Below are 9,259 nucleotides of genomic sequence, written 5' to 3'. Positions count from 1 at the left end.
GGTCGAGGCCGCGGTCGAGGAGGCGCAGGGCGCCGCCGGGGTCGGTGTGCAGCGCGCTGACCTCGTACTCCGAGACCGCTTCGGGTATCTCGCCGGGCGGCCAGGCGGGGCCTTCGGGCAGGACGAGGGCGCCTCCGGCGCACAGGGCGCGGGTCCAGCCGGCGGCGAAGGGCGTGAGGTCGGGGCCGCCGGTGAACAGGTGGCGGTCCTCGGGGGTCAGCCGGGCGACCCGGGCCCAGGCCTCGTGGGCGGCGAGCAGCAGGGCGTGGCCGACGGGGACGGGGCGGGGCACGGCGGCTCCGGTGAACAGGAGCGCCGCCGGGTCGGTCCGGGGCGCGCGGGCCGGGGGGTGGCCGGGCCGGGCCGCGATCGCCTCGGCTTCCGTGTCCGTGCGCAGGACCGGCAGGCCGTCGCCCTGGTCCAGGCGGGCCGCGCCGGCGGTGTCGGTGAGGAGCAGGCCGGGTGCCAGGGCGGTGAGCTGGACCCGTGCGGTGCGGGTGTCCCCGGGGTCGACGAGGGCGTAGGCGGCGCCCGCCTTGAGGGTGGCGAGGAGGGCGACGACGGTCTCCGCGCGGCGGGTGGGGGCGATGGCGATGCGGGCGCGGTCGGGCAGGCCCCGGGCGAGGAGCTGGTGGGCGAGCCGGTTGGCGGCCGTGTCGAGGCCGGCGTAGGAGAGGGGACCGGCCGGGGTGATGACGGCGGGGGCCCCGGGGGTGTCGCGGGCCCACTGCTCGAAGCGCTCGAGGACGGTGTCGGCGGCGGGCCGGCCGGAGCCGGCGGAGGACGATGCCTGCGTCATTCCCCCGATGATGCCACCGCGCCCGGAACGGGCCGGGCGTTCCCGGAAATCCCTGCGGTCCGCGGGAGTTGACCGGGACGGGCCCCCGGCGGGTGGTCCCGCGCCGATCCCTTGACCTGAAGTTTGGTCGAGGTTCTACCGTGGGGGTCATGGACATGGAAGTCACCGCCTGGCACTCACTGCACAGCGCGATCAACGCCCAGCAGGGCGACCGGCCCCCGTTCTCCCCGGCCAGCCTGCGCAGGATCGCCGCCTTCGCCCGCCCGCACCGGCGCGGGCTGACCTTCTTCCTGCTGCTCAGCGTGGTGGGCGCGCTGCTGGCGGTGGCCACCCCGCTGCTGGCCAGCCGGATCGTGGACGCGATCGTGCGGGGGGCGAAGGCGGGCGGCGACGGCGACACCGGGCAGGTGACCCGGCTCGCCCTGCTGATCGCGGTGATCGCGGTGGCCGAGGCGGGGCTGGGCCTGCTGACCCGCAAGCTCTCCTCGACCCTCGGCGAGGGCCTGATCCTCGACCTGCGCCGGGCGGTCTTCGACCACGTCCAGCGGATGCCGGTGGCCTTCTTCACCCGGACCCGGACCGGCGCCCTGGTCAGCCGGCTCAACAACGACGTGATCGGGGCCCAGCGGGCGTTCAGCAACACCCTGTCCGGGGTGGTGTCGAACCTGGTGACCCTGCTGCTGACGCTGGGGGTGATGCTGAGCATCTCCTGGCAGATCACCCTGCTGGCCCTGGCGCTGCTGCCGGTGTTCGTGCTGCCGGCCCGCCGGATGGGCACCCGGATGGCCGGGATGCAGCGGGAGGCCTCGGCGCTGAACGCGGCGATGGGCACGCAGATGACGGAACGGTTCTCCGCGCCCGGCGCCACCCTCGTCAAACTGTTCGGGCGGCCCGCCGACGAGTCCGCCGAGTTCGCGGCCCGCGCGGCCCGGGTCCGGGACATCGGCATCCGTACGGCGATGGCCCAGTCGGCGTTCATCACGGCCCTCACCCTGGTCTCGGCGCTCGCCCTGGCCCTGGTCTACGGCCTGGGCGGCTACTACGCCCTGCGCGGCAGCCTGGAGGCGGGCTCGGTCGTCGCCCTGGCCCTGCTCCTGACCCGGCTGTACGCCCCGCTGACCGCGCTGGCCGGGGCCCGCGTCGAGGTGATGAGCGCGATGGTCAGCTTCGAGCGGGTCTTCGAGATCCTCGACCTGGAGCCCCTGATCGCCGAGAAGCCGGACGCCCGCCGGGTGCCGGAGGGCCCGGTGGCGGTGGAGTTCGACCGGGTCTCCTTCGGCTACCCCTCCCCCGACAAGGTCTCGCTGGCCTCCCTGGAGGAGGTGGCCGTCCTCGACGCCCGGGGCGGCACGCGGGTGCTGCACGAGGTGTCCTTCCGTGCCGAACCCGGCCAGATGATCGCCCTGGTCGGCTCCTCCGGCGCCGGCAAGTCCACCATCGCCCAGCTGCTCCCCCGCCTCTACGACGCCGACGCGGGCGCGGTGCGCCTGGGCGGGATCGACGTGCGCGACCTCACGGCCGACTCGATCCGCGACACCCTGGGCATGGTCACCCAGGACGGGCACCTCTTCCACGAGTCGGTACGGGCCAACCTGCTGCTGGCCCGGCCCGGGGCGGCCGAGGAGGAGCTGTGGGAGGCCCTGCGCCGCTCGCGCCTCGACGGGCTGGTCGCCTCCCTCCCGGACGGCCTGGACACCGTGGTCGGCGAGCGCGGCTACCGGCTGTCGGGCGGGGAGCGGCAGCGGCTGACCATCGCCCGGCTGCTGCTGGCCCGGCAGCGGGTGGTGATCCTGGACGAGGCCACGGCCCATCTGGACTCCACCTCCGAGGCGGCCGTCCAGGAGGCCCTGGCCGAGGCCCTGGCGGGCCGGACGGCGGTGGTGATCGCGCACCGGCTCTCCACGGTCCAGGCCGCCGACCTGATCCTGGTGGTGGAGGAGGGCCGCATCGTGGAACGCGGCACCCACGCCGAGCTGCTGGCGGCGGGCGGGCGCTACGAGGAGCTGTACCGCACGCAGTTCGCGACCCGCGGCACGGCCGCGACGGGCTGAGCCGCGACTCCCCGGGCCGACGGGCCCCGGCGCCGGGAGGCGGCCCCGGATGCGCTTGGGTGGTGCCCGGCGGCTCGGCGACACGGCGGCGAGGAAGGTGAGGTACGGAGTGGACCCCCAGGGCGTCATCGTGGTGATGGGCGTATCGGGCACGGGCAAGTCGACCGTGGGCGGGCTGCTCGCGGAGGCGCTCGGCGTCCCGTACGCCGAGGGGGACTCCTTCCATCCGGCGGCCAACGTGGCCCGGATGTCGGCGGGGATCCCGCTGGAGGACGCCGACCGGTGGCCGTGGCTGGACGCGGTGGGCGCGTGGGTCCGGGGCCGGGGCGCGGGCGGCGGGGTGGTGGCCGCCTCCTGCCTCAAGCGGGCCCACCGCGACCGGCTGCGGGCCGCCGCACCGCAGACCTCCGTGGTGTTCGTCCACCTCACGGGGCGGCGGCCGCTGATCGAGGCGCGGATGGCCGCCCGGACCGGGCACTTCATGCCCGTCTCCCTGCTGGACTCCCAGTTCGCAGCGCTCGAACCGCTCCGTGCGGACGAGCCGGGCTTCGCCGTCGAGGTCTCGGGCACCCCGGAGGAGGTCGCCGGGCGGGTACGGGCCGCCCTGCGGGCGCCGCGCAGCACGACGGACGCGCCGTAACGGGCCCCGGCCCCGGCCGAGGGGACGGAGGCGCGGCCTCGGCGGGCGGAAGGGCGCGGCCGGCGGGACGGAGGCGCGGCCTCGGCCTACGGGGCCCCGGCGGGCGCGTGGGGACGGTGCGGGACGGCGGGACGGAGGCCGCGCCTCGGCGGGCGCTGCCTCGGTCTACGCGGCCCCGGCGGGCGCGTGGGGCTGGTGCGGGCCGGTGCGGTCGCGCGGTCCGCGCTCGAAGCCGTCCGGCCCCCGGGGTCAGGAGCGCCGGGGGTCCGGGCCGTCGAGCTGGGACGCCGCGAGGGCGAAGCCGTCGGCCGCCCGGGCGCAGCGGTCGGCGAGGGCCGCCACCTCCGCGCGCAGGGCGTCGGCCTGCGGGCCGCGCCACTCCAGCGCCGCCGCACCCGCGCGCAGCCGCCGGGCGTGCCCGCGCAGGACGGCGCAGTGGCCGCGCAGGCCGTCGGCGGGGGCGGACGGGACGGGGCGCGGGGGGCGGCAGTCGGTCACGGGGTGCTCCAGGGGGACGGGGACGCGGGGCCGGGGGCCGCGGGTTCGCGCGCGCAGAAGGCGCGTACGGCGGCGCCGAGGCCCAGCAGGGGTTCGGCGGTGACGGCCCGTCCGGTGGCGACCTGCCAGCCGGCGTGGTCGTTGAAGGGGTTCTCGTCGGTCAGCGCGTGCCAGGCGAGGATGTCCGCGAAGGCGGGGGCGAGGAGGGTGAAGGCCGGACCGGTGCCCCGCTCGCGCAGGATGCGCCGGAAGGCGCGGGCGGCGTCGGCCTGCCGGCCGCCGTCCACGGCCCGCAGCACGGCGGCGCAACCGGGGTCCGCGAGGAGCTCGGGCCGGCCCGCGGTCGCCACCCGGATCCGGGCCTTCAGCCCGCAGACGGCCGCGCTGACGGCCAGGTTCTCCCGCCGGGCCAGGATCCCGGCGAACCAGCCGGCCCGGGCCACCCCCCGCCCGCGCAGGGCCCAGCCGAGGCCGGCCGGGTCGGTGAGGGTGCGCAGCAGGGTCCCCCAGGCGCGGCGCCGACGGCTGCTGCGGGCCACGAGGGCCCCGGCGGGCAGGCGGGCGCCGAACGCGAGCCCGGAGGCGTACCGGGCGGCTTCGCCCACGGCGTCTGCGGCCTCGGCCAGTTCCCGGCACAGGGCGTCGAGCGCGTCGACGTCCGGGTCGGTGGCCGGCGCGGTCACGGCGTCGGACATGGGCTCCTCGCGGGGGCTGTGTACGGCGGGTTCAGGCGGCTGACGCCACCGTACGTCGGCCCCGCGAGCCGCGCGCTCCGACTGCGCTACGAGGGTGGGCCGCCGGTCAGGGCCGGTTCGGTGCTGTTCTCGTGGGCGAAGGCGGCCTCCCGGAAGGCGGTGCGCAGCCGGGATCCGGACCCGGCGGCGGGGCCCGGGAGCAGGACGGCCCAGCGGCCCCGGCGCGGGGCGATCCACAGGGCTGGTCCGGGGCCGGACGGGGGGTGGTGGGCCCATACGCCGGCGGGCGCGGGGTGCCAGAGCAGGCCCCGGGAGGGGGTGAGCTCTCCGGTGCGGATGCGCAGCGACTCGGCGGTCCAGGCGCGGGGGACGGGGTGGCCGGCCGGGGACAGCAGGTGGCTCAGGAAGCGGGCGCAGTCGGCCAGGGTGGTGTGCAGGACGCCGTCGGCGAGGCGGGTGCGGGTCATGCCGAGGGGCTGCCAGATCCGGGTGGCGGCGCAGTCGCCGAGGGGGGCGCCGGCGAGCCGTTCGGCGAGACGGGTGAGGGCGGCGGGGGCGTCGGGGCCGTCGCCCCGGGTGAGGAGCTGGTGGGTGGTGGTCCCGGCGGGCGCTCCGGCGGCGGGCGGCTGGCCGTAGGCCGTGAGGGGGGTGTGCAGGGCCAGTTCCCCCTGGGCCACGAGGGTGCCGAGGACGGGCCAGAGGGCGAGGGCGGGGGTGAGGGCGTCGGCGGTGAGCGGGGTGTTCCGGTCGCCCGGCGGGTCGGGGTGGGCGGCGTGCACGCCGTCCGCCGAGCCCACCGCCCAGAGCGCGTCCGGGTCGGCGCTGCGCATGAGTGCCTCGATCTGCGGCGTCATGCCCGGCACGGTACGTCGGCCCGCGCGGCCCGCCGGGCAGGTCGCGGGGAACGCGCGGACGCGTTGCCGCCCGCCACCCGAATGCCGGGGGCGGGCGGCGGCGGCGTCCGCCCGGGGGTTACCCCTTATCGGGGCGGTCGGTCACCCTGAGGGTGTTGACCAGGGGTTTGCCGAATCCGCTGTGGGTGACGAAGCGCAGGTCGAGCGCCCCGTCCGTGACCTTGACGGTGTAGGTCCTGGTGAGGGCCGTGTAGCTGCCGGCCTCCAGGGCGATGTCCAGGGAGGGCAGGATCTGGGTGCCCTCGGCGAGGACGTCGAAGACGCGTCGGTCGGGCCGGGTGGAGGAGAGTTCGGCGAAGCCCAGCTCGACGGTGTAGGTGCCGTTCGGCAGGTTGTCGAAGCGGTACTCGTACATGCCCTCGCGGGCGCTGCGGAACAGCCGCTGGTCGTCCGTGCCGGCGATGGCGCGGCCGGTGGAGCGTACGGCGGCCTTGCCCTGGTAGCCGTAGGAGCCGGGGGTGTAGGCGCGGTCCGGGGACCAGGAGTCGCCGGCCGCGTCGGTGGCGGGCTGGTCCGATCCGGCGTCGACGGCCGCCTGGTAGCGCGGGACGACCAGCGTGACGGGGACGGTGAGGACGGGGGTGCGGCCGCTGGCCGAGGTGATCCTCAGGTCGGTGGTGAGGACCGCGCCCGGGGTCAGTCCGGTGGTGTCCGCCGTCAGGGTGAGCGGGGTCCGGCCGCCGGTGGGGAGGTTCCCGCCGTCCGGGGCGGCCGTCAGCCAGGGGGCGTCCTCGGCGACGGTGAAGGCGGTGCCGAGGCCGGGGTTGGTGAGGTCCAGGGTGCGGGTGCGGCGCTGCCCGGCCGGGAGGACCAGCTCCACGGCCGGCCGGCCTGCGGTGACCCGGCCGGTGCGCAGGGACCGTTCGACGGTGGTGACGTCGGCCGCCCTGACCTCGGTCTCGGTGCGGGCGGTCTCGTAGGCGGGGGCGGCGAGGGACACCGTGCGCGGCCCGGAGGGGCTCTGGACGACGTAGCCGCCGTCGGCGGCGGTGGTGGCGGAGACGGCGGAGTCTCCGCTGCCGACGGTGACGGTGGCGCCGGCGACGCCGTTGCCGTCGTTGGCGTCGAGCACCCGGCCGGTGACGACTCCGCTGCGGGTGGTGCGGAAGGCGAGGGACAGGCCGTCGGTGAGGACGGGGGTGTTGAAGGAGTACTTCAGGGCGTCGGTGCCGGCCGCGTTCTCCACGCCGACGGTGGCCGAGGCTCCGCCCTTGACGCCGGTGCCGCCGGTGCCCTTGTAGGAGTAGGTGACGGTGCCGTCCTCGCCGATCGCCGCCGCGAAGGAGAAGGGGTCGGACCGGGCGGACCAGTGGACGACCTGGCGCCACTCGATCACGTAACTGCGGTGCGGGGCGCTGCCGGTGATGGCGGTGTACACGCCGGAGCCGCTGCCGGGGGCGCCGACCACGAGGTCGTCCCAGAAGGGGTAGAGGGCCGCGTTGGGCGTGGCCGTGCTCGGGAGGTCGCCGTTGACGTCGCCGGTGTGGTCGCCGCCGAAGCTGACGGTGCCGTTGGTGCCGATCCAGGCCTGTGCGTACGTGGTGCCGTACAGCGGCAGCGGGAAGGGCAGGTCGACGCGCTCGGTGGTGTTGTCGCCGGTCAGCGCGAGGCGCCGGTCTCCGGCCGGGTACGGGCGGCCGGTCGCGGTGGCGCAGGCGTAGCCGTAGGCGTCGGTGCGTTCGGGGAGGGTGAGGGCGATCGCGGTGTCCCCGGCGACGAGGGCCCGGGCGGTGGCGGTGGTGAGGCAGCGGGAGGGGTGGGTGGCGGTGACGTCGTAGCCGCCGTGCGGCAGGGTGACCTCGAAGCGGCCCTGGGCGTCGGTGGTCGCGGTGACCGGGGTGCCGGCGATGGTGACGGCCGCGCCCGCGGCGGGCCCGGCGGCGGAGGAGACGGTTCCGGTGAGCTTGCCGGAGGGTGCCGGGGTGAGGGTGAAGTCGCCGGTGGCGGTGGTGTGTTCGGTGACCTCGGCGGTGGCGTTCTGCTCGCCGTAGCCGAACTTCGAGGCGGTCAGGGCGTAGGCGCCGGCCGACAGGGAGGGGAAGCGGTAGGTGCCGTCGGCGGCGGTGGTGGCCGTACGGGCGATCGGGCCCCGGGCGGTGACCTGCGCGCCGGCGACGGGCTCCCCGGCGGCGCCGCGGACGGTCCCGGCGAGGGCGCCGGCGGGGCCGCGCGGGGCGGCCGTGACGGCGGCCAGCGCGTCGAGCCGCCCCTCGCCGAAGACGTTGTTGTCGGCGGGGGTGCCGCCGCACTGGGCGTCGTCGGCGTCCTGGGCGGTGCCGTCGAGGAGGGCCTCGGTCGCCGCCACGTCGCCCTGGAGGGCGGGGGCGGCCGACCAGAGCAGGGCCACGGTGGCGGCGGTGTGCGGGGAGGCCATGGAGGTGCCGGAGAAGGACGCGTACTCGCCGCCGGGGACGGCGGAGCGGACGTTCACCCCGGGCGCGGCGATGTCCGGTTTGACGGTTCCGCCGGGGCCAGCTCCGCGCGAGGAGAAGGGGGCGATGGCGCCGTCGCTGCCGAAGGCGCCGGAGCTGTAGGAGCCCGCGTAGTCGCCGGGCGAGCCGCTGGTGGCGCAGGCGGGGCCGGCGTTGCCGCCGGAGAAGGCGGGGAAGATCCCGGCGGCCCGCCAGGCGTCGACGACCTGCCGGTACCAGTCGTCGTGCGCGGCGCCGCCCCAGGAGTTGTTGACGATGTGCGGGGCGAGGTCGGGGCGGGGGTCCTGCCCGTGCAGGTCGGTGGGGGCGACGATCCACTGGCCGGCGGCGAGGAGGGAGGCCTCGGAGCAGGAGTTGGACTCGCAGCCCTTCGCGGCGATCCAGCGGGCGCCGGGGGCCACGCCGATCCGGTTGGCGCCGCCGTCGTCGCCGACCATGGTGCCCATGGTGTGGGTGCCGTGGTCGTTGTTGTCGCAGGGGGCGGCGCCGGCGCAGATCCCGGCCGGGTCGAACCAGTTGTGGTCGTGGTCGTAGCCGCCGTCGGCCCTGCGGCCGCGGTACTGGGCGTTGACGGCGGGGTGGGTGTAGTCGACCCCGCTGTCGATGTTGGCCACGACGATGCCCTCGCCCCGGACCCCGAACCGCTCCCACACCTGGGGGGCCTTGATCCGGTCGATGTTCCACTCGACGGCGTCGGCGGCGGTCTTCTCGCGGGTGCCCGCGTCCGGCTTCGGGAGGGTGACCTTCTCGTCGGCGTCGATCCGCGCGACCTCGGGGCGCTGGGCGACGGCCGCGGCGAGCTTGCCGTCGCCGACGACGCGGACGGCGTTGACGATCCAGTACGCGGTGTACTCGGCCTTGGCCCCGTCCAGCGCCTTCAGCAACCCGGCCTGGGTGCGCGCGGCGTGTTCCCGCTTGGTGCGCAGAACCGTTTCCGCTTTGGCGGTGCGGGTCGGCTGGCGCCGCGCGGCGGTGAGGTCGGCGGCGCTGTCGAGGTAGACCCAGAAGGCGGCCTTGCCGGCGCCGTCGAGCCGGGCGCGCAGCGCGGGCTCCACTTTCCGTTCGGCGGGGCCGGGGGCGGGTCCCGGGCCGGGGGCGGCGGCAGCGGCGCCGGCGCCGAGGGGCAGGAGCAGGGCGGAGGCGAGGGCGGCGAGCGCCGTCCGCAAGGGGCGTAATCGTCGGGTGGGTCGGGGCACGTGTGGTCTCCTCGTACGCCGTGTGACATGCGAG

General features: G+C 76.9%; 7 protein-coding genes. 2 read left to right on the top strand and 5 right to left on the bottom strand.

Features of this window, described 5'->3' with window-relative positions; all coding sequences use genetic code 11:
• Window positions 1–799 (bottom strand): AMP-binding protein (locus tag ACFVXK_RS14800; RefSeq protein ID WP_389611902.1); only part of this gene is annotated, 799 nt, incomplete at its 3' end.
• Between the two features lie 149 nt (window positions 800–948).
• On the opposite strand from ACFVXK_RS14800, the gene ACFVXK_RS14795 reads away from it, so the two are divergent.
• Together ACFVXK_RS14795 and ACFVXK_RS14790 are read left to right on the top strand one after the other, a co-directional pair.
• Entirely contained in the window at window positions 949–2,850 is a 1,902-nt protein-coding gene (locus ACFVXK_RS14795; protein WP_389611901.1) for an ABC transporter ATP-binding protein, read from the top strand.
• A 136-nt stretch (window positions 2,851–2,986) separates the two neighbouring features.
• On the top strand, window positions 2,987–3,490 hold the full coding sequence (locus tag ACFVXK_RS14790) for a gluconokinase (protein WP_389611906.1): 504 nt from the start codon (window positions 2,987–2,989) through the stop codon (window positions 3,488–3,490).
• 249 nt (window positions 3,491–3,739) lie between these two features.
• On the opposite strand, the gene ACFVXK_RS14785 is transcribed toward ACFVXK_RS14790, so the two are convergent.
• The 4 genes from ACFVXK_RS14785 to ACFVXK_RS14770 all read right to left on the bottom strand — a co-directional run bounded on the left by ACFVXK_RS14785 (window position 3,740) and on the right by ACFVXK_RS14770 (window position 9,225).
• Window positions 3,740–3,988 carry a hypothetical protein gene (locus tag ACFVXK_RS14785; RefSeq protein WP_389611900.1) on the bottom strand — a complete coding sequence of 83 codons (249 nt, stop codon included), beginning with the start codon at window positions 3,986–3,988 and terminating at the stop codon, window positions 3,740–3,742.
• A complete protein-coding gene (locus tag ACFVXK_RS14780) occupies window positions 3,985–4,683 on the bottom strand; it encodes a hypothetical protein (protein ID WP_389611899.1) in 699 nt (232 codons plus the stop codon). Before ACFVXK_RS14780 ends, ACFVXK_RS14785 begins: the two co-directional genes overlap by 4 nt.
• A gap of 86 nt (window positions 4,684–4,769) precedes the next feature.
• Window positions 4,770–5,537 carry a hypothetical protein gene (locus ACFVXK_RS14775; protein ID WP_389611898.1) on the bottom strand — a complete coding sequence of 256 codons (768 nt, stop codon included), beginning with the start codon at window positions 5,535–5,537 and terminating at the stop codon, window positions 4,770–4,772.
• 118 nt (window positions 5,538–5,655) lie between these two features.
• Window positions 5,656–9,225, bottom strand: a complete 3,570-nt coding sequence (locus ACFVXK_RS14770; protein WP_389611897.1) for a S8 family serine peptidase — start codon at window positions 9,223–9,225, stop codon at window positions 5,656–5,658.
• Between the last annotated feature and the right edge of the window lie 34 nt (window positions 9,226–9,259).

Source organism: Streptomyces sp. NPDC058157 (assembly GCF_042884105.1).
Lineage (GTDB): Bacteria > Actinomycetota > Actinomycetes > Streptomycetales > Streptomycetaceae > Streptomyces.
This window is presented reverse-complemented; position numbering and strand designations above follow the sequence as displayed.